Annotated in this window: 15 protein-coding genes and 3 pseudogenes; 7 read left to right on the forward strand and 11 right to left on the reverse strand. The window is 65.4% G+C overall.

Going from position 1 to position 19,359, the window contains the following annotated elements:
- Positions 1–8: 8 nt before the first annotated feature.
- Positions 9–1,229: an RtcB family protein gene (locus AC5P9N_RS10905; RefSeq protein WP_043034465.1), complete on the forward strand. Its 1,221-nt coding sequence runs from the start codon at positions 9–11 to the stop codon at positions 1,227–1,229.
- 95 nt (positions 1,230–1,324) lie between these two features.
- Here the strand turns inward: AC5P9N_RS10905 and AC5P9N_RS10910 are convergent, their stop codons facing one another.
- A complete protein-coding gene (locus AC5P9N_RS10910) occupies positions 1,325–2,230 on the reverse strand; it encodes an NAD(P)/FAD-dependent oxidoreductase (protein WP_099485137.1) in 906 nt (301 codons plus the stop codon).
- Complete coding sequence (locus tag AC5P9N_RS10915) at positions 2,220–2,675, reverse strand: Rrf2 family transcriptional regulator (protein WP_044571046.1); 456 nt, start codon at positions 2,673–2,675, stop codon at positions 2,220–2,222. The genes AC5P9N_RS10910 and AC5P9N_RS10915 overlap by 11 nt, the downstream gene beginning before the upstream one ends.
- A 182-nt stretch (positions 2,676–2,857) precedes the next feature.
- Between AC5P9N_RS10915 and AC5P9N_RS10920 the strand changes: the two genes are divergently transcribed.
- A complete protein-coding gene (locus AC5P9N_RS10920; protein ID WP_024958519.1) occupies positions 2,858–4,978 on the forward strand; it encodes a methyl-accepting chemotaxis protein in 2,121 nt (706 codons plus the stop codon).
- Positions 4,979–5,247: 269 nt separating this feature from the next.
- On the opposite strand, the gene AC5P9N_RS10925 is transcribed toward AC5P9N_RS10920, so the two are convergent.
- The gene (locus AC5P9N_RS10925; RefSeq protein WP_005411584.1) at positions 5,248–6,150 is read right to left on the reverse strand and encodes a LysR family transcriptional regulator; all 903 of its coding nucleotides are present in this window, start codon (positions 6,148–6,150) and stop codon (positions 5,248–5,250) included.
- A 105-nt stretch (positions 6,151–6,255) separates the two neighbouring features.
- On the opposite strand from AC5P9N_RS10925, the gene AC5P9N_RS10930 reads away from it, so the two are divergent.
- Positions 6,256–7,470 carry an MFS transporter gene (locus tag AC5P9N_RS10930; RefSeq protein ID WP_076739399.1) on the forward strand — a complete coding sequence of 405 codons (1,215 nt, stop codon included), beginning with the start codon at positions 6,256–6,258 and terminating at the stop codon, positions 7,468–7,470.
- A 125-nt stretch (positions 7,471–7,595) separates the two neighbouring features.
- Positions 7,596–8,405 carry a 2,5-didehydrogluconate reductase DkgB gene (gene dkgB / locus AC5P9N_RS10935; protein WP_076739400.1) on the forward strand — a complete coding sequence of 270 codons (810 nt, stop codon included), beginning with the start codon at positions 7,596–7,598 and terminating at the stop codon, positions 8,403–8,405.
- A 62-nt stretch (positions 8,406–8,467) separates the two neighbouring features.
- On the opposite strand, the gene AC5P9N_RS10940 is transcribed toward dkgB, so the two are convergent.
- From AC5P9N_RS10940 to AC5P9N_RS10950, 3 genes are all read right to left on the reverse strand, one after another.
- On the reverse strand, positions 8,468–10,129 hold the full coding sequence (locus AC5P9N_RS10940) for a hybrid sensor histidine kinase/response regulator (RefSeq protein ID WP_239498890.1): 1,662 nt from the start codon (positions 10,127–10,129) through the stop codon (positions 8,468–8,470).
- Between the two features lie 73 nt (positions 10,130–10,202).
- Positions 10,203–10,529, reverse strand: a complete 327-nt coding sequence (locus AC5P9N_RS10945) for a hypothetical protein (protein WP_099527226.1) — start codon at positions 10,527–10,529, stop codon at positions 10,203–10,205.
- Between the two features lie 180 nt (positions 10,530–10,709).
- Positions 10,710–11,153: a hypothetical protein gene (locus tag AC5P9N_RS10950; RefSeq protein WP_223846451.1), complete on the reverse strand. Its 444-nt coding sequence runs from the start codon at positions 11,151–11,153 to the stop codon at positions 10,710–10,712.
- On the opposite strand from AC5P9N_RS10950, the gene AC5P9N_RS10955 reads away from it, so the two are divergent.
- Positions 11,121–11,693 (forward strand): YdcF family protein, encoded by a 573-nt coding sequence (locus tag AC5P9N_RS10955; protein ID WP_224119435.1) that lies wholly within the window; start codon positions 11,121–11,123, stop codon positions 11,691–11,693. The genes AC5P9N_RS10950 and AC5P9N_RS10955 overlap by 33 nt on opposite strands.
- Here AC5P9N_RS10955 and AC5P9N_RS10960 read toward each other — a convergent pair.
- The 3 genes and pseudogenes from AC5P9N_RS10960 to AC5P9N_RS10970 all read right to left on the reverse strand — a co-directional run bounded on the left by AC5P9N_RS10960 (position 11,656) and on the right by AC5P9N_RS10970 (position 13,801).
- Positions 11,656–12,357: an alpha/beta fold hydrolase gene (locus tag AC5P9N_RS10960; RefSeq protein ID WP_043034459.1), complete on the reverse strand. Its 702-nt coding sequence runs from the start codon at positions 12,355–12,357 to the stop codon at positions 11,656–11,658. The genes AC5P9N_RS10955 and AC5P9N_RS10960 overlap by 38 nt on opposite strands.
- Before the next feature lie 128 nt (positions 12,358–12,485).
- Positions 12,486–13,251: pseudogene (locus AC5P9N_RS10965) on the reverse strand (transposase).
- 172 nt (positions 13,252–13,423) lie between these two features.
- Positions 13,424–13,801, reverse strand: a complete 378-nt coding sequence (locus AC5P9N_RS10970; RefSeq protein ID WP_043034456.1) for a hypothetical protein — start codon at positions 13,799–13,801, stop codon at positions 13,424–13,426.
- Positions 13,802–13,960: 159 nt separating this feature from the next.
- Here AC5P9N_RS10970 and AC5P9N_RS10975 point away from each other — a divergent pair.
- Both AC5P9N_RS10975 and AC5P9N_RS10980 read left to right on the forward strand, forming a co-directional pair.
- Positions 13,961–14,189: pseudogene (locus AC5P9N_RS10975) on the forward strand (transposase); the annotation flags it as partial.
- A gap of 686 nt (positions 14,190–14,875) precedes the next feature.
- Positions 14,876–14,986: pseudogene (locus AC5P9N_RS10980) on the forward strand (YbjQ family protein); the annotation flags it as partial.
- Positions 14,987–15,049: 63 nt separating this feature from the next.
- Here the strand turns inward: AC5P9N_RS10980 and AC5P9N_RS10985 are convergent.
- Entirely contained in the window at positions 15,050–17,770 is a 2,721-nt protein-coding gene (locus AC5P9N_RS10985; protein ID WP_043034453.1) for a bifunctional acetate--CoA ligase family protein/GNAT family N-acetyltransferase, read from the reverse strand.
- Positions 17,771–17,855: 85 nt separating this feature from the next.
- On the reverse strand, positions 17,856–19,226 hold the full coding sequence (gene mgtE / locus AC5P9N_RS10990) for a magnesium transporter (RefSeq protein ID WP_005411590.1): 1,371 nt from the start codon (positions 19,224–19,226) through the stop codon (positions 17,856–17,858).
- Positions 19,227–19,359: the final 133 nt, after the last annotated feature.

Here is a 19,359-nt window from a genome sequence, read left to right on the forward strand (position 1 = left end):
AAGAAGACATGGACACTCAACAGAACTATCAATGGCTGCATGCCGAGGGCACCACGCCGATCAAGGGCTGGGTCAACGGTGTGCCGCTTGAAGCGCAGGCCCACGAGCAGCTGCGCAACATCGCCGCGATCCCGTTCGTCGGACCGTGGGTGGCCGTGATGCCGGACGTGCACCTGGGCAAGGGCGCTACCGTGGGCTCGGTGATCCCGACCCGCGGGGCGATCATCCCGGCCGCGGTCGGCGTCGACATCGGCTGCGGCATGGCGGCGGTGCGTACCACGCTGCGCGCCAACGACCTGCCCGATGACCTGCGGCAGCTGCGCAACAGCATCGAGCGCAGCATCCCGGTCGGCAATGGGCGCGGCGGCGAACATCACCGCATGCCCGACAGCATCCACACCCGGCTGGTGCAGTCCGGGCTGGCCGCCGGCCTGGAGAAGATCAAGGACAAGCACCGCAGGATCCGCACCGACAAGCTCGACCGCCAGCTGGGTACGCTTGGCGGCGGCAACCACTTCATCGAACTGTGCCTGGACGAGACGGACATGGTGTGGGTGATGCTGCACAGCGGCTCACGCGGTACCGGCAACCTGATCGGCACCTACTTCATCGAGAAGGCGCGCGAGGAACTGGCCCGGCGCGTGCTGGGCTTCCACCTGCCGGACAAGGACCTGGCGTTCTTCATGGAAGGCGAGCCGCTGTTCGATGACTACGTCGAAGCGGTGTCGTGGGCGCAGGACTACGCCCGGCAAAACCGCGAGGCGATGATGTCGCGCGTGCTGGCCGAGATGCGCCACCGGCTGCCGAAGTTCCAGCTGGCGGCGATGGCGGTGAACTGCCACCACAACTACGTGCAGAAGGAGACGCACCACGGGCAGGAACTGCTGGTGACGCGCAAGGGCGCGGTCAGCGCGCGTCAGGGCGAGCTGGGCATCATTCCCGGCAGCATGGGCACGCGCAGCTACATCGTGCGCGGCAAGGGCAACGAGGACAGCTTCCACAGCTGCAGCCACGGCGCCGGCCGGGTGATGAGCCGTGGCACGGCGCGCCAGCAGATCACGCTGGCCCAGCACCGCGAAGCCACCGCGCATGTGGAATGCCGCAAGGACAGTGGCGTGCTGGACGAGTCACCGGCCGCGTACAAGTCGATCGACGATGTGATGGCCGCGCAGCTCGACCTGGTCGAGGTGGTGCACACGCTGCGGCAGGTGCTGTGCGTGAAGGGGTAATGGAGCGGTGCCGACCAAGGCCGGCCTCTACCAGAGCAACACGTCGCGTCGGGGGTCAGATCCCTTTCTGCGAAAGGGATCTGACCCCGGCACATTCAGCGCGGCACGCTGTCCTCGGCCACCAGCGCATGGTGCACGCCGATGCCCGCGCGCACGCCTTCGGCCATGGCCAGGGTGATGTTGCCCACCGTGGTCGCATCGCCTGCGGCATACACGTTCGGCACCGAGGTCTGCTTCATCGCATCGACCTCGATCAGCACGCCCAGCGGGCTCTCGACCAACGTGCAGCCCAGCTGCTGCACCAATGGCGTGGCCATCGCCTGGGTGGCCGGCACGAACAACGCACGCTGGGCGATTCGGCGGCCGTCGGCCAGCTTCACTTCCAGCCAGGTCGGCTGGTCGCCCTGCACGCCCAGCACGGGTGACGTCTCGATCTGCACGCCGCGCTGCTGCATGGCGGCGCGTTCCTCATCCGTGATGTCCAGTCCCATGCTGAAGAACGTGACATTGCCCCAATCCGCGAACAGCGGCGCCTTGCTGGCGGACATCGGATGACCGCCAAGCAGGCCAATGGCACCACCACCCACTTCATAGCCATGACAGTACGGGCAGTGCAGCACGGTGCTGCCCCAGCGCTCGGCGAGGCCCGGCAACGCCGGCAACTGGTCGGCAATACCGCTGGCCAGCAGCAGCTTGCGCGCGGCCAGCACCTGGCCATCGGCGGTACGCACTTCCACGCCTTCGGCGCTTGCGGTGGCCTGCACGGCTTCGGCATGCACCCAACGCACCGTGGGGTAGTCCAGCAGCTGCTGGCGCGCGGTCTTCAGCAGCTCGGCGCCACTGATGCCATCCAGCCCGAGCACCCCGTGCGAATGACTGGCGAAACGGTTGCGCGGCGAACCGGCGTCGATGACGGTGACCGGGCGACGGGCACGGGCCAGGATCAGGCCGGCGGCAATGCCGGCATAGCTGCCGCCGACGATGAGCACATCAGGATTCATGGTGACCTTCCAGGGAACGGTGATGGGCAAGATGGCGGGCGAAGTCGGCGCCGAGCTGATCCAGGGTGGTCGCCTGCAGCCGCGCTTCGAGCAGGCGCTGCGCTTCGCGCGCCCCTTCGAGCAAGGCGCTGTTGACCAGCTGCTGGATCGGGCAGCCACCGCCGGAGTCGCGGGCGCCGACCTGGACCAGCGGTGGTGCGCCCACCGCCAGGTAGATGTCATGCAGGGTGATCGCCGCGGCGTCGCGTGCCAGCAGGCTGCCGCCGCCGTGGCCGCGGGTGCTGCGCACCAGGCCGGCCTTGTGCAGCTGTGCCAGCAGGCGACGGATCACCACCGGATGCGTCGGCAGGCAGGACGCCAGCTGCTCGGACGTACGCGGGGCGGCATGGCCGACCAGGTGCGCCATCACATGCAGGGCGTCGGACAGTGGATTTGCGGATTTCATGTAACAACGATAGTTACATTTAAATTCTCTGTCGAGGGTCTTCTTTCGTTCCATATGGACACATTTGTCCTATGAAACATCTCCTTCACATCACTAAACGAAACGGTAATGTGATGAGTGTCGCACTTCAGACGCTTGGGGACAGGTCGATACCGCATTGCCCCTTCCCGAGAGTCCCTTCCATGAAAGCGTCTGTCCGTGCTCCGCGCCTGCAGTCCAAGCTGCTCGGCGCGGTTTCCGTTGGTCTGGCCGTGGTCCTGCTGTGCGCATTGGCGGGCCTGGCCTCCGCCTGGTTGAAGTTGTCCACCGAGGTTCCACCCGAAGTCGCGCACAGCCGCGACGCCGAACGCCTGCAGCGCGAGTTCCGCGGCCAGGTGCAGGAATGGAAGAACGTGCTGCTGCGCGGCCACGACGACGCGCTGCGCCAGCGCCATCTGGACGCCTTTGACAGCGAGGGCCGCCTGGTCGAGCAGCTGGCCAGGGGCCTCGTAGCCAGCCCGGACATACGCACGCGCGAACTGGCGCAGTCCTTCATCGGCCTGCACACGCAGCTGCAGAAGGACTACCACGCCGCCCTGCAGGCGTTTGCGGAAGCCGGCTACGATCCCGCCGCCGGCGACAATCTGGTGCGTGGCAAGGACCGCCCGGTGGCGACCGCACTGGATGCGCTGAGCACGCATGCCACGCAGGTGGCCGAAGCAACCGTAGCGGCGCGGTCGCAGCAGGCGCGGCAGACCCTGCTGCTGTGCGCGGCGCTGACCGTGCTGGCCGCCGTGTTGCTGCTGATGGGCCTGGCCTGGTGGCTGCGGCGCGCGGTGGTGCAGCCGGTGCTGGCGGTGGAAGCCGCTGCGCGTGCCGTGGCCGCCGGTGATCTGCAGCACGTGGTGCAGGTGCGCAGCCGCGACGAGATCGGTCGCCTCGCGCAGGCGATGCAGGCGGTGCAGTCCACGCTGCGCGGCGTACTGGACGCACAGGCGACGATGGCGCAGGCGCATGACGCCGGCACCATCAGCCATCGCATGGATGCCAGTGCGTTCCCGGGCGCGTTCGGCACCATGGTGGCCGACTGCAACACGCTGGTTGACGCGCACATCCAGGTGAAGATGCGCGCGATCTCGATCATGGGCCGCTATGCCGTCGGTGACCTCAGCCAGGACATGGAACGCCTGCCCGGCGAAAAGGCCGTGATCACCAACGCGTTGGATACGGCCAAGGCCAATCTCGGCATGATCAACGGCGAGATCCGCCGCCTGGCCGAAGCCGCCGCCGCCGGTGACTTCAGCCAGCGCGGCGACAGCGCACGCTTCGAGCATGATTTCCGCGCAATGGTCGACGGCTTGAACCGATTGATGCAGACCACCGAACTGAACCTCGGCGAGGTCTCCAGCATGCTGCGCGCGATTGCCGATGGCCGCCTCGGCGCGCGCATGCACGGTGATTTCCAGGGCGTGTTCGCGCGTATCGCCGGCGACGCCAACACCACCGCTACGCAGCTGGCAACCATCGTCACCGACATCAAGCACGCCTCCGGCAACATCCACACGGCGGCGGCGGAGATCGCCGCCGGCAACAACGATCTGTCGCGCCGTACCGAACAGCAGGCCGCCAACCTGGAAGAGACGGCGGCATCGATGGAGGAACTGACCTCCACCGTGCGCCAGAACGCCGAGCATGCGCGCCAGGCCAACCAGCTGGCGATCGGCGCGCACACCGTTGCCTCTCACGGCGGCAGCGTGGTCGGCCAGGTGGTGACGACGATGGGCGCGATCGAAACCTCGTCGCGGCAGATCGCCGAGATCATCAGCGTGATCGACGGCATCGCCTTCCAGACCAACATCCTGGCGCTGAACGCCGCGGTGGAAGCGGCACGCGCCGGCGAGCAGGGCCGCGGCTTCGCGGTGGTTGCCAGCGAAGTGCGCACCCTGGCACAGCGTTCGGCGGCAGCCGCGAAGGAGATCAAGGCGTTGATCGAAGCGTCGGTGGAACAGGTCGGCCACGGTGCACGGCGCGTGCGCGAGGCCGGTGACACCATGGCCGAGATCGTGGCGTCGGTGCAGCGCGTCACCGACATCATGGCCGAGATCTCCGCCGCCTCGCAGGAGCAGAGCGCGGGCATCGAACAGGTCAGCCAGACCGTGATCCAGATGGACGGCACCACCCAGCAGAATGCCGCGCTGGTGGAGGAAGCCAGCGCCGCCGCGCGCAGCCTGGAGCAGCAGGCGAACCGGTTGATCGACGCGGTGGATGTGTTCGATCTGTCGACCACCGCCGCAGCGAAGGACGCGCTGGCGCGCGCGGCCTGATTGATCCGGTTGCCGGCCAGCGGCTGGCAACCCCGCCACCACATGGGTAGCGCCCGACCGTTGGTCGGGCGATGGCAGGGGCCGTGCGGACCAACGGTCCGCACCCACCGTAACCTGCGGTAGTGCCGGCCGCTGGCCGGCGACCCCACCACCACATGGGTAGCGCCCGACCGTTGGTCGGGCGATGGCAGGGGCCGTGCGGACCAACGGTCCGCACCCGCCGTAACCTGCGGTAGTGCCGGCCGCTGGCCGGCAACCCCGCCACGACCTCAGCGCAGGTAATCGCTCCGCGCCATCGCTTCACCCAGGTAATCCAGGAACGAGCTGATCCGCGCCGACACCGCCGTGTTGCGGTAATACACCGCGTGGATCGGCTGGTACACATCCAGCGTCTGCGTCGCCAGCACCGGCACCAGAGTGCCGGCGGCGCGGTCGCGGTCGGTCACGAAGTCGGACAGGCAGGTGATGCCCACGCCTTCCACCGCCAGTCGGCGTAGTGTTTCGCCGCTGGACACCGCGATATCCGGACGCACCCGCAGCAGGCCATCGGCATCGCCCGGCAACGGCCAGTGATTCAACGATTCCGGTTCGTTGAAGCTGAGCAGGGTGTGCTGGCCCAGCGCGGCGACGCTGGCCGGTTCGCCGTGTGCCGCCAGGTAGGCCGGACTGGCCACCAGCCGCAGCTGGCAGCGACCCAACGGCCGCGCATGCAGGGTGGAGTCGGCCAGCGGCCCGATCCGGATCGCCAGATCGGTGCGCCGTTCCAGCAGGTCGATGTAGCGCTCGGAGCTGTTCAACTCCAGCTGCACCTCCGGGTAGCGCGCGCGGTACCCGGCCACCAGCGGCGCGATCACGTGCAGCACGAACGGCATCGCCGCATCCACGCGCAGGCGTCCGGCCGGGCGCTCGCGGCGGGCGGCCATCTGTTCCTCGGCGGACTCCACCGCATCGATGATCGCCCGTGCATGGCGCAGGTAGGCCTCGCCCTCTGCGGTCAGGTGCAGGCGGCGGGTGGTACGGGTCAACAGGGTGGTGCCGAGCTTGTCTTCCAGCCGCCCCAGCGCCCGGCTCACGCCCGACGGCGTCTGCCCCAGCTGTTCGGCGGCAGCACTGATCGACCCGCTGTCGATCACCGCGAGGAAGGCCTGCATTTCATCGAGAGTGGTCTTCATGCCTCCATTATTGACTGGGCGGCAATAGTGATTGGCGTGAAGACCGGTTTTTCGGCAAAGGTGCGCCGCGCACACTGCGCGCCTTCCTTCCCTCCGGAGCCGGCCATGATCCGTGGCATTCCCCTCGCCCTGCTGGCGCTGACCCTCGGTGCCTTCGCCATCGGTACCACCGAGTTCGTCATCGTCGGCCTGATTCCCACCATTGCCGCCGACCTGCAGGTCAGCCTGCCCTCGGCCGGCCTGCTGGTCTCTCTGTATGCCCTCGGCGTGGCCATCGGTGCGCCGGTGCTGACCGCGCTCACCGGCCGCGTACCGCGCAAGTCGCTGCTGGTGGCGCTGATGGTGCTGTTCACCCTCGGCAACGTCATCGCCTTCCTGGCGCCGGGCTACACCTCGCTGATCGTCGCCCGAATCCTCACCGGCCTCGCCCACGGTGTGTTCTTCTCGATCGGTTCGATCATCGCCACCGCGGTGGTGCCGAAGGAGAAGGCCGCCAGCGCGATCGCCATCATGTTCACCGGCCTCACCGTGGCGCTGGTGACCGGGGTGCCGCTGGGCACCTTCATCGGCCAGCACCTGGGCTGGCGCGCCACCTTCCTGGCGGTGGCCGCTCTGGGCGTGATCGCCCTGCTCGGCGCGCTGCTGTTCGTGCCGCGCAGCGTGCCGCAGAGTGCGCCGGCCAGCTTCCGCCAGCAGCTGGCCGTACTCGCCCAACCCCGCCTGCTGCTGGTCTATGCGATGACCGCGCTGGGCTACGGCGGCACCTTCCTGGCCTTCACCTATCTGGCGCCGATCCTGCAGGACGTCACCGGTTTCTCCGCCAATGCGGTCAGCCTGGTGCTGCTGGTGTACGGCGTGTCGGTGGCAATCGGCAACCTGTGGGGCGGGCGCATGGCCGACCGCATGGGTCCGGTGCCCGCACTGAAGCGCATCTTCGCCCTGCTGGCCATCGTGCTGTTCGTGCTCACCTTCACCGCCTACAACACCTGGCTGATGCTGCTCACGGTGCTGGCACTGGGTGCGGTGGCGTTCGGCAACGTGCCCGGCCTGCAGGTCTACGTGGTCAAGCAGGCGCAGCGCTATGCGCCGCAGGCCACCGACGTGGCCTCGGGGCTGAACATCGCCGCCTTCAACATCGGCATCGCGCTGGGCGCCTCGCTCGGCGGGCTGGTGGTGGAGAACATCGGCCTGATGCACACGCCGTGGCTGGGCGCGCTGGTGGTGGTGGGCGCGTATGCATTGACCGTGCTCAGCGGCCGCCTGGACCGCCGCGACGGCATCGATGACCGCGCCGATGGCATCGCCGTGGCCGCGCATTGAGATAAGTCATGCCGTGCCGGCGCCCTGCCGGTACGGTGGTGCAATGCACCGTTGCCGGCACGCATGCGGCCACTGGCCTACCCTTTGCCGGATATTCGCATCCCTCCCCTTTGCTGGAGCTCCCCATGACTGTCCCCGCCTTCGGTCTCGGCACCTTCCGCCTCAAAGACCAGACCGTGATCGATTCCGTGCGCAATGCGCTGGATGTCGGCTACCGCGCCATCGATACCGCGCAGATCTACGGCAATGAAGCCGAGGTCGGCCAGGCCATCGCCGATTCCGGCGTGCCGCGCGAAGAGATCTACCTGACCACCAAGGTCTGGATCACCGAGTTCAAGCGCGAAGCGCTGCTGGCCAGCCTGCGTACCAGTCTGGAAAAGCTGCGTACCGATCATGTGGACCTGACGCTGATCCACTGGCCGTCGCCGAACGACAAGGTCGACGTGCCGATGGAGGAGTACCTGACCGCACTGGCCGAGGCCAAGGCACAGGGCCTGACGAAGCAGATAGGCATCTCCAACTTCACCATCGCACAGACCCGCAAGGCGATCGGCATCCTCGGTGCAGGCGCCATCGCCACCAACCAGATCGAGATCCATCCGTACCTGCAGAACCGCCTGCTGGTGAAGTTCCTGCAGGACAACGGCATCCACATCACCGCCTACATGAGCCTGGCCTATGGCGAGGTGATCAAGGACCCGGTGATCCAGGCCATTGCCGGCCGCCACCAGGCCACTCCGGCGCAGATCGCGCTGGCCTGGGCGCTGCAGCAGGGCTTCTCGGTGATCCCGTCGTCGACCAAGCGCGAAAACCTGTCGGGCAACCTGGAAGCAGCAGCGATCCGCCTGACCGACGAAGACATGGCGCAGATCGCCAAGCTGGACCGCGGCCATCGCCTGGCCAACCCGGAAGGTATCGCCCCGGCCTGGGATTGATCCCGCTGCGGTTACGGATCGGAATCGGTAGGTGCCGCCCTTGGTCGGCACCTACCGGACGGTCAGCGCTCGGCAACACCGCGCAACATATCCAGGACGCTCTCGATGTCCAGTGGCTTGCACAGAAACCCAGCCGCGCCCAGCGCCTGCGCCCTGTCAATCACCTCTACCCGGGTGTCTGCGCTCATCACCAGAACGGGAGGCGCCGCAGGGTCCCTGACCAGCGCCTCCAGTACGTCCCATCCACTGCAACCTGGCATGTGCAGATCCAGCAGAACTACGTCGGGCGCCAGCGCCTTGATGACGGCCTGAGCATCGTGACCATCTTTCCGGAAGCTGAGGCGATGGCCTGCACACTGCAGCAGGTGCTGCACCACCTCGCGGTTGGTCTCCACGTCTTCGAACAGCAGGCAGTGCAGCGGACGAACCACCGCCGCGTGCAACTGGAAAAGCTCACCCAGGGAAGGAAGCGGCTCAGCCTCATCGGCCACGGCAGCAGCGAAGCACCACACGAATGAGGCGCCGCCGACATCGCTGCGGCCGACGCTGATCGTTCCGCCCATGGCATCGGAAATCAGCCGAACGATGTACAGCCCGAGCCCGACGCCCTGTTCGCAACGTGCTTCGCCCTGACTGACCTGCACGAAAGGCGAGAAAATCATGCCTCTCTGCGCTTCGTCGATGCCCGTCCCGGAGTCGCAGACCGAGATCCGCACCTGCCAGTCATCCACCGCTCGAACGGCGCCAACCGAGACCCTCGCCTCGCCCGCCATGGGACTGAACTTGATGGCATTGCAGAGAAGATTGGTCACCACCTGTTCGATGCGACCGCCATCTGCCAACAGCCATACGTCTGCTCTCCCCACATCCACCTGCAGTACCACGCCTTTGTCTGCAGCCGCAGGCATGCAGCTCGCCTGCGCCGCCTCGATGATGGAACGCAGCGAACAAGGATGTGGCCGCAGTTTCAGCTTGCCACCATCAATGCTGGCAACATCAAGTACATCATCAATGCGACGTCGGAGCGCCTGGGCCTGCCCTGCAACGGTGGCCAGTGCGTGTCGCTGGGCAGCACTTGCCGTATTGACCTCCAGAAGCTGGATGCCGCTGATGATGGCATTGAGCGGCGTGCGAAGCTCATGACTCATGGTGCCGACGAATCGCCCCTGCGCCTCACGCGACGCAATGGCACGCAACGCGATTTCGCGCATCGCTGCCACCAGTGACGCCACGACCAGCGGCAACAGGATGGTCAGCGCCAGCGCATAGGCCAGATAGGCGGGCCGCGAGAACCAGTAGCCTTCGGGGGCTGCCCAAAGCAGCGCCACGGCCGTTACCGCGATTGCCGGCGCCATGGCCTTGCGTCCGTAAGCCACCGTCGCGGCGATGACGAGGAACGGCAGGATTGCATTGAGTGCCATCAACAGGATGAAGGCCGCGTGCACCTGGATGGCCACCATCGCCAGACTGAGCAGAAGACCCGCCGCGTCGTACCACGTGTCGTGACGCGCCCTGCGAAGGTTTACAAAGAGTGCCCACGCTACAGATACCGCCAGAAGTACAACGGCGGCCGGCAGCACCCGCGCTGCCTCATCGGCCAGAACAGGCTGAGGGCCATCGATCCAGAGCCAGCACCACAGCACCGCAAGCGCCTGCAGCAGCACCCGGAACCCACTGGCGCGCGGCTCCTGGAAGCATGACAGCAGTAGAGCCAGACGATGCATTTCCAGCACGCGCGCAGCATGCAGCAGCGCTGCCGGGGACGACATTGGAGAGGGCGTGTACGGATCATGCATGTCAGCGCCCCCCGGTCAGTGATTGACCTGTCGTGCGTCCCAGAAGGCGCTTTGCCGAGATTGCCAGCGCGCAGCCGCGCAGCCGCACGCTGCCGATGGCTTCGCCGGAGCGGAGAGCATCAGCCAGATTTTCGCAGGCATCGGCAATCCTGCAGCTGCCCAAGGCCGAGGTCACACTTTTCAAGGCATGCATGCGCGAAAGCTCCTGTTCCAGGCAACCCGGGGATTCATTCTCCGCAGCGCTCATCCAGCGCGAAATCGCCTCGTCCAGGTCAACGACAAACGATGAGAACTGGTCTGGCGCGGTCGCTGCAATCAGGTTGAGCATCGATCGCTCCCCGAGCTCAGGTCCGTCTGCAGGATGTCGCCGCGGCTCTACGCCTTGCGTTGAGTTCAAGCGTCGCATTGCTTTCCTCTGCTTGTCGCATTCAACACCTGAAGAGATGCGTTTCCGCGTTCCGCGACGCCCAAACAGAGGCCTGAAGCGACAACGTGCGGAGCGTACGGACTACTGCATCCGTTGATGGATCTGCAGGAACAGCTGCGGAAACATGCTACCCAGCAGATGCCCGCCTGCAACCGCGAGCAGGATGGCGCCCACGATGGCAACACATCTGACCGGGAGTGACATTCGCTTCAGATCCATGGCATCCAGCATGGAAGCAACGATCGCGTAACGCCATCGGATTCCTTTCAAATTTTCCTGAGGTTCGACATGCTCGCCCTGACACTCTTTCTGCTGCTCTCGTGTGCGGTTCTGGTTCGAAAGCGACACGTGCGTAGCGGCGCCCTGCTCGCCGTAGCGCCACTGGCCATCCTGGCCAGCGCGAGCGCGCCCATCACGCAACTGCTGCTGGACCTGGCACAGGACGCGCCGCCAAGCACTGCAACAGCGCACCATCCACGCACGGCGATTGTCGTGCTGGGCGCTGGCATCGATCAGGACGCTCACGGCTCCAGGCCCGGCCTGGCTGGCTATAGCCGGTTGATGGCCGCAACGCAGCGCTACCTCGCCTGCGAACGCACCGGTGCATCCTGCGTGGTGCTGGTCAGCGGTGGCGCTACTGCGCCAGACAATGCCGCAGAAGCCAACGTCTACGCGCGTGAACTGATTGCGCTGGGCGTGCCTGCGGAACACATCATCCGCGAGCACGCCAGCGTGAACACCTGGCAGAACGCCAGCAACAGCAGCCGAATGATCCAGCGCGACAGTGTCCGGGTAGTGCTGGTGACCTCTGGCCTGCACCTAAGGCGAAGTCTGATCTACTTCCGGCACTTCGGTGTCGTGGCCGAGGGCTTGCCCAGTGATCGCCTCCGCGCCTCGCCGGGGTGGCTTCCCTCTGCGTACAACCTGCTGCTGATCGAAGTGATGCTGCACGAGTACATCGGCGTCCTGCGCTACCACGTTTACAACGGCATGGGTTGGAACGAGGAATCCATCAAGCTGGACAGTGTCACGCCTGCAGCAACCACCCACGCATCGCCGCACTGACCTCGTCCGGCTTCTCCATCGGGGCCAGGTGCCCGCAATCGGGCACCACCACCAGCTGCGAGTGCGGCACCATCGCGTGCATTTCCTCGCTCATTGCGAGTGGCGTAATGCGGTCGTTGACGCCACATACGATCAGCAGCGGGTCGCGGTAACCAGCCAGCACATCGTGGCCATCGCGGCGTTCCAGCGCGCTCTGGCGCAGGAACACTTCCGCGCCCAGGCGGGCGGTCATGTCACGCACACGTTGCACCAGCACGTAATCATCCAGCCGCGAGGCGTCGATGTAGCTGCGCATCAGGGCATCGCCGAAGCCGTGGAACTTCCCCGGCAGGCGCACGCTGGCGCGCTGGCTGCGGCGTTGTTCGGCACGTTCCGGTGAATCGGCGTGGATCGAGGTATCGATCAGCGCCAGCTGCAGCACACGCTCCGGCGCGATGCGCAGGATCTGCTGGGCGACGAAACCACCCAGCGAGAACCCGGCCAGCGCAAAGCGCTCCGGCGCCTGCGCCAGCACGTCCTCGGCCACCGCCTGCAGGGTCTCGCCGCGGGTCTGGTCGCCTACGGTGCAATCGGCAATGTCGGCCAGATCGGCCAACTGCGCGCGCCACAGTTCGGCATCGTTGAGCAGGCCGGGCAGCAGCAACAGGGGGATACGGTCGGTCATGGGGGTATTGTCGCGCCGGTGCGGTGGCGGCGCCATGCCAGCGACCGCGCCAAGCGCGGCGACGTGCCGCCGGATGAGCCAGGCGCGCCGGACCCGCGCCCGCTTCTGGATACCCTGTGGGACGCGAGTCAGACCGATGCCGCGACGCATTCCTCGGCGTCGGAAGCAGGCGCCGTCGACGCCCCACGCTGGGGCCGCACCTCCTGGACGATCCGCCCCTGCTCCATCACGAGCACGCGGTCGGCGCTGTTTATGGTCTCCGGCCTATGGGCCACGATCACCTTGGTCAGCTCCATACGCTGCACGGCTTCGTTGACCAAGCGCTCGCGCATGACATCAAGATGGCTGGTGGCCTCATCCAGAAACAGAATCCGTGGCCGGCGGTAGAGGGCGCGGGCCAGAATCACTCGCTGCTTCTGACCGCCTGAAAGCGAGTTGCCCATGTCTCCGATAAGACCGTGATAACCCATCGCCAGCCCCGCGATATCGTCGTGCACGGCTGCCATCCGAGCAGCTTCCTCGATGCGCTGTTCATCGAAGCCGCTATCGAAGCCGCTGATGTTGTCGGCAATGCTCCCGGCAAACAACTGGTCATCCGGGATCGCATCAAGCTCGCTGACCCGGGCGAACAGCCGCATCGAAGCGATCTCGTGCAGCGCTTACTACATGCCCGGATCGCTCCAACGCATATCACTGCTGCAGCAGGTGGGTGCGCACCATCGTCTCCATCGCATACTGCGACTGACCCACGCGACCCGAACGCGGGTAATGTGGCTCGATCCGAGCCAGCAGTGCCTTCCATGGCACTACCTAGTCCACCTTGTAAAGGAGAATCTCGCGCCGAGTCTGCTTGCGCTTGCCCAGACCCTGCGTATCGCCAAATGTCAGCTGCATGGATGGCTTCTCAACGTGTGCCTCTATTGTCTCTCAGGCCGCCGGCCAGCGGACAGCACTACCGAAGTAGTTGTTCAGAGCATCCGTAGATGCAGGTCATGAGGACGACAAATCTCGCTCAGCCATCAGCGACCAATGGACTAAGAATAAGCAAATCTATAGATAAATAACGTTAGTCATCCCCCTCGACCTGTATATCGACCTTATCCCGAAAAATAACTGAAATTAAAGACAGGAGCAGAGCTGGAAGCCCCAAAAGAAGCACGAACGACAAAGGCGCACCGAACGACCATAGAGCGGCCGAAAACACGACAGCCGAAGCCCCAAGCAGCAGGAACGAGCACTTAATTTTCCCTATTAGCAGGTAACTTGCCGTCGAACACATCAGCGAGAATGCGGCAACAGAAACTCCGACCTCCTGAGGAACCTGCAAAGGCTCAGCACCCCGAAGCGCCGCCACCAGCATCAGCGCTGAGGCAGACGCCATTGCTACCAGGGAAATAAAATAGAACTTGCCATGCCGCCCATCAAATCCATCAGTAATCTTCATATCGACCCTCAAAGGATCGCAGGGCGAAAGCCCCGCGATCCAGCCAATGATTTACCAGCGCCAAGGATGTTCTGAACAGCTCCCTGCGAACTGTGCAGCAGTGCCCGCCACAGATTGCCGCTTCGGGGGACACTATTGAGTCGCGTAGTGGAATACATCATACGGCTGACATTTGGGGATGCGCAGGGCCTGGGCAAGCGCAAGCAGACCCGGCGCGAGATTCTCCTTTACGAGGTGGACTAGGTAGTGCCATGGAAGGCACTACCGGCCCGGATCGAGCCACATTACCCGCGTTCGGGTCGCGTGGGTCGGTCACCGTATGCGATGGAGACGATGCTGCGCATCCACCTGCTGCAGCAGTGATATGCGTTTGAGCGATTCGGGCATGTAGCAAGCGTTGCACGAGATTGATTCGATGCGGCTGTTCGAACGGCTCACCAGTCGTTCTCAGGTCAAGATGCCCTGCATAACTCGCGTGGACTCCATGCCAAGCGTCGAGAAGAGTCATGACGATTGCTCTGGTCCATCAACTGCCGCATTGAAACCAATACGGACTTGGCGTCCTTGCAGGAATCAGCCGCAGCTGCAGCTCAAGCGGCATCCTTGCAAAGTGATCATTTCGACGCGTGCTCTTCCCGAATCCGCTCGCGCCTGACGTCGGCACGCCTGGCTATCACAATGACAACCGCTCCTATGAACAAGAACGGCAAGGTCCGACCGTCTGCAGTTGCCGCCACCATAGCTAGGCAGCACACGCAGATGGCGAAGGTCTTTTCGTTGATACCTTGGATCCTCACAAATTTCCTCATTCCTGCAACATCGGGAAACATCTTCTTTCAATAAGGTCACGAAGGGTCGCCGCCACGCAGTGGCGCAATGGTAGCGTTGCTTCTTCGCTGAGTTGAAGAGCGAAATGCGTCAGTAGCCGCTTCTTTCCTTCTGGTGATTCAGTCACTCCTACGCAAGAGACACAGCAGGCACCCGGTACGCCGACATGCGTGGACCACTCGGACGTCACTGGCGTAGGGTATAAGCCATCGTTGTAGTCTATATTCAATCGTCGGAACGACTGACAGCAGCGCAATCATCAGCATGAGCTTGCTTTACGACGCCACCGATGTGATGACCGGGCTGACCGAGGTGCTGTGCTATGGCACGGCGGTGGTGGTGGAACCATTGCGTTGACCTGACTGTAGCGTCGAACTTGCTCGACTGCTTTTCGATGATGGCAGTCGAGCAAGCTCGACTCTACAAGAGCGGGGTGGGGACTTCGACCTGCTGCACCGGCAGAGTCACCATCATCACCGTCGGGTCGTCCGGATCGAGCTTGGTCTTGAAGCCCAGGCTCTGGCACATCGCCAGCATGGTGCTGTTCTCGCGCAGCACCTGACCTTCGACCACGTCCAGGCCCAGCCACTTGGCGTACTCGATCATGATCGCCATCAGCCGCCAGCCGATGCCGTGGCCCTTCAGGTCCGAGCGGATCAGGATGCCGTACTCACCGCGGTGGTAATCCGCATCGGCGTGCAGGCGCACCGCGCCGAGCATTTCGCCACTGCGCGGTTCGATCGCCACCAGTGCGATCGAGCGTGCATAGTCGAGCTGGGTCAGGCGCGCGATGAACTCGTGGCTGAAGTGCTTCACCGACTGGAAGAAGCGCAGGCGCAGATCCTCGTCGCTGACGCGGGCGAAGAACGCACGGAACAGCGCGTCATCCTCCGGCCGCACCGGGCGCACGAAGGCGCGGCCGCCATCGGACAGTTCGATGGTGCGCTCCCACTCCTTCGGGTACGGGAACACCGAGAAGCGCGGATGGCCACGGCCTTTGTGCAGGATGCGCGACGGCGCCACCGCCACGCGTGCGTCGAGGGCGAGGATGCCCTTGCCGTCGACCAGCAGCGGATTGATGTCCAGCGTACGCACTTCGGGGATGTCAGCGGCCAGCTGTGCCAGCTTGACCAGCGCCAATGCCAGTGCGCGCTCGTCGGCGGCAGGCACATCGCCATAGGCCTTGAGGATGCGCGAGGCACGGGTCTGGCCGATCAGCTCATGGGCCAGGCGCAGGTCCAGCGGCGGCAGCGCCAATGCCTTGTCATTGATCACTTCAACCGCGGTACCGCCACGGCCGACCACGATCACCGGGCCGAACGTCGCGTCATCGGCGATGCCGACAATCAGTTCGCGCGCCTTCGGGCGAACGATGGTCGGCTGCACCAGCAGGCCGTCGATGCGCGCATCCGGCCGCAGCTGGCGCGCGCGCGACAGGATCGCGTTGGCCGCGCTCTGCACCGCCGGCAGGGTGGACAGGTTCAGGCGCACGCCGTCCACTTCGGACTTGTGCGGGATGTCCGGTGACAGGATCTTCAGTGCCACGGTGGCACCACGTTCCAGCAGCGGCTGCGCCAGGTCCATCGCCTCATGCGCATCGCGCGCATGCATCACCGGCGCGGACGGAATGCCATAGGCCTTGAGCAGTTCATGCGTAGCCAGCGGGTCCAGCCACTGCTGGCCGTTGGCCAGCGCGGCATCGACCAGCGCGCGTGCGGCCGCCGCGTCGACATTGAAGTCCTGCGGCAGGCTGGGCGGCGTTTCCATCAGCGCGTTCTGCGCTTCGCGATAGCGCACCAGATGCTGGAAGCCGCGCACCGCTTCGGCCTCGGTCGGATAGGTCGGCACCCGTGCCGCGTTGAGCGTGGCGGTGGCCTGGTCATCGTTGCCCAGCCACACCGCGAATACCGGCTTGTCGCGATGGTGGCGCGGACGCAGGCCGAGCGTGCGGGTCAGCGCCTGCGCAGCGTCTGCAGACGAGGTGAATGCGGTGGGCACATTGACCACCATCACCGCGTCGTTCTCGTTGTCGGCCAGCAGCGCTTCAATGGCGGCGGCATAGCGGTCACCATCGGCGTCGACCACGATGTCGACCGGATTGCTGCGCGACCAGCCCTGCGGCAACACGGCGTCGAGTTTCTCGACCGTGCTGTCGGACAGGTTGGCCAGCGTGCCACGCAATGCAATGAGCTGATCCACGGCAAGGCGGCCGACACCGCCACCATTGCTGAGAATGGCCAGGCGACGACCGGGGAACGTCCCCAACCGGCCCAGCGATTCGGCAGCCGTGAACAGCTCGTCCAGCGCGCTGACGCGCAGCAGGCCGGCGCGGTTGAAGGCCGCACCGTACACGTCGTCGGTGCGGGCCAGGGCCTGCACATGGGTATCGCGGCTGCCCGGCTGCACGCGCTCGGCGCGGCCGGACTTCACCACCACCACCGGCTTGGCGCGGGCGGCGGCACGCGCGGCCGACATGAACTTGCGCGCATCCTTGATCTGCTCGACGTAGAGCAGGATGGCGCGGGTGCGGTAGTCGGTGGCGAAGTAGTCGAGCAGGTCACCGAAGTCGACGTCCATCGTGTCGCCCAGCGAGACCACCGCGGAAAACCCGACCGAGCGGGCCACGCCCCACTCCACCAGCGCGGCGGCAATGGCCGAGGATTCGGAGATCAACGCAAGATCACCGGCCTGCGGGAAGTGCGCGGCGATGCTGGCATTGAGCCGTGCGTGCGGTGCAATCACACCCAGGCAGTGTGGGCCGAGGATGCGCAGGCCATGCTTGCGCGCCACCGCCTCCACCTGCGCCGACAGCGAGCCCGGGCCTTCCCCCAGGTGCGCGGTGAGGATGATTGCCGCCTGCACGCCGCGTTCGGCAGCGGTGCGCACCACCTGCGGCACGATCGACGCCGGCGCGGTGATCACCACCAGATCCGGCACCCAGTCCAGGTCCTTCAGCCGCTTCACGGTGCGGATGCCATCAATTTCGGCATGCCGCGGGTTGATCCACGCCACCTTGCCGGGGAAGCCGGTGCCGCGCAGGTTGCGCATCACCGCACGTCCGGCCGAGCGCTGACGCGGGCTGCCGCCGATCACCGCGACCGACTGCGGACGGAACACGGACTGCAGGTGGTAGGTACTCATGCGCCTACGGTACCCAAAAAAGGGGACGGAGGGGATTAAGTCGTTTGTGCCACAAACGACTTAATCCCCTCCGTCCCCTTTTCTGTTACAGCAGCGTGCCGTGCAGGATCATCGCGGCGATGCTGAAATAGATCACCAGCCCGGTCACGTCCACAAGGGTGGCCACGAACGGGGCCGAGGCACTGGCCGGGTCGAAGCCGAGCCGCTTCAGGATGAACGGCAGCATCGATCCGGACAGCGAGCCGAACGTGACGATGCCGACCAGCGCCGCACCGATGGTGATCGCCAGCAGGATCCAGTGCTCGCCGTAGTCATGCAGGCCACCCAGCTGCCAGATGACGATGCGCACGATGGCCAGGCAGCCGAGGATCGCGCCCAGCACCATGCCGGTGGGCACTTCGCGCAGGGCCACCTTCCACCAGTCGCGCAGGCGCAGTTCGCGCAGCGCCAGGCTGCGGATCAGCAGCGAGGTGGCCTGCGAACCGGAGTTGCCGCCCGAACTCATGATCAGTGGGATGAACAGGGTCAGCACCACCGCACGCGCCAGTTCGTCCTCATAGTGCTGCATCGCGCTGGCGGTCAGCATCTCGCCCAGGAACAGCACGCTCAGCCAGCCGGCGCGCTTGCGCAGCATCTCAAAGAAGCCGATCTGCATGTACGGCTTGTCCAGTGCTTCCATGCCGCCAAACTTGTGCGCGTCCTCGGTGGATTCCTCGATCAGCGCATCCAGTACGTCATCGACGGTGACGATGCCGAGCATCTGCTGCTGCGCATCGACCACCGGGATCGCCAGCAGGTCGTGGCGACGGATCAGCCGTGCCACTTCTTCCTGGTCCATCAGTGCGTCCACCGTCACCGGTGGATTGACCTGGGCCACGTCCAGGATCGACTCCTCCGGCAGGCCGGTGATCAGCCGGCGCATGGTCACCACCTGCTGCAGCTGCTGGCTGGCCGGGTCCAGCACGTAGATCGCGTACACCGTTTCACGGGTGCGCTCGACCTGGCGGATGTGCTGCAGGGTCTGCGCCACGGTCCAGCTGGCGGGTACCGCCACGTACTCGGTGGTCATCAGCGCGCCGGCGGTGTTCGGCGGGTAGCTGAGCAGCTTCTGGATGGCCTGGCGGGCGTCGGTGCCCAGCAGCGGGATCAACCGGGCGCGTTCTTCCTCATCCAGCTCATGGACGATGTCGGTGGCGCGGTCGTCGGCCATCAAGCCGAGCAGGGCGGCAGCGCGCGCCGGCGGCAGCGCAGCCACCAGTTCGCCGCTGCGGTGCAGTTCCGGCGCTTCCAGCATTTTCACTGCACGCGGCAACGGCAGCGCAGCCAGCGTTTCCGCGGCGCGGGTCAGTTCCAGCGTGTTGAGGAATTCCACCGCATCGGCGGTGTTGAAGTTCGCCAGCGGCGCGGCCAGTGCGGCGGCATCGGCCACCGGGCGCAGCAATTGCTTCTGGTTCATCGGGTTTGCCTTGTGGGGGTGCGACCTCGCGCAACGCCAACGCAGGCAAACCGTCCCGATGTCAGGCGGTGGCCATCGCTGGCGTCGAACGAGGTCGACTTCTACTGTCGCTGGACATGGGTTGGGGACTCCG

The organism is Stenotrophomonas sp. YJH_SMC_6, from assembly GCF_059371335.1.

Excerpts from the sequence above, each read along its gene's own strand:
- AC5P9N_RS10940 (WP_239498890.1), bottom strand. The coding sequence starts at position 10,129 with ATGCATCGTCTGGCTCTACTGCTGTCATGCTTCCAGGAGCCGCGCGCC.
- dkgB (WP_076739400.1), top strand. The coding sequence starts at position 7,596 with ATGACTGTCCCCGCCTTCGGTCTCGGCACCTTCCGCCTCAAAGACCAG.
- AC5P9N_RS10960 (WP_043034459.1), bottom strand. The coding sequence starts at position 12,357 with ATGACCGACCGTATCCCCCTGTTGCTGCTGCCCGGCCTGCTCAACGAT.
- AC5P9N_RS10920 (WP_024958519.1), top strand. The coding sequence starts at position 2,858 with ATGAAAGCGTCTGTCCGTGCTCCGCGCCTGCAGTCCAAGCTGCTCGGC.
- AC5P9N_RS10985 (WP_043034453.1), bottom strand. The coding sequence starts at position 17,770 with ATGAGTACCTACCACCTGCAGTCCGTGTTCCGTCCGCAGTCGGTCGCG.
- AC5P9N_RS10930 (WP_076739399.1), top strand. The coding sequence starts at position 6,256 with ATGATCCGTGGCATTCCCCTCGCCCTGCTGGCGCTGACCCTCGGTGCC.
- AC5P9N_RS10910 (WP_099485137.1), bottom strand. The coding sequence starts at position 2,230 with ATGAATCCTGATGTGCTCATCGTCGGCGGCAGCTATGCCGGCATTGCC.
- mgtE (WP_005411590.1), bottom strand. The coding sequence starts at position 19,226 with ATGAACCAGAAGCAATTGCTGCGCCCGGTGGCCGATGCCGCCGCACTG.
- AC5P9N_RS10970 (WP_043034456.1), bottom strand. The coding sequence starts at position 13,801 with ATGAAGATTACTGATGGATTTGATGGGCGGCATGGCAAGTTCTATTTT.
- AC5P9N_RS10925 (WP_005411584.1), bottom strand. The coding sequence starts at position 6,150 with ATGAAGACCACTCTCGATGAAATGCAGGCCTTCCTCGCGGTGATCGAC.
- AC5P9N_RS10945 (WP_099527226.1), bottom strand. The coding sequence starts at position 10,529 with ATGCTCAACCTGATTGCAGCGACCGCGCCAGACCAGTTCTCATCGTTT.
- AC5P9N_RS10915 (WP_044571046.1), bottom strand. The coding sequence starts at position 2,675 with ATGAAATCCGCAAATCCACTGTCCGACGCCCTGCATGTGATGGCGCAC.
- AC5P9N_RS10905 (WP_043034465.1), top strand. The coding sequence starts at position 9 with ATGGACACTCAACAGAACTATCAATGGCTGCATGCCGAGGGCACCACG.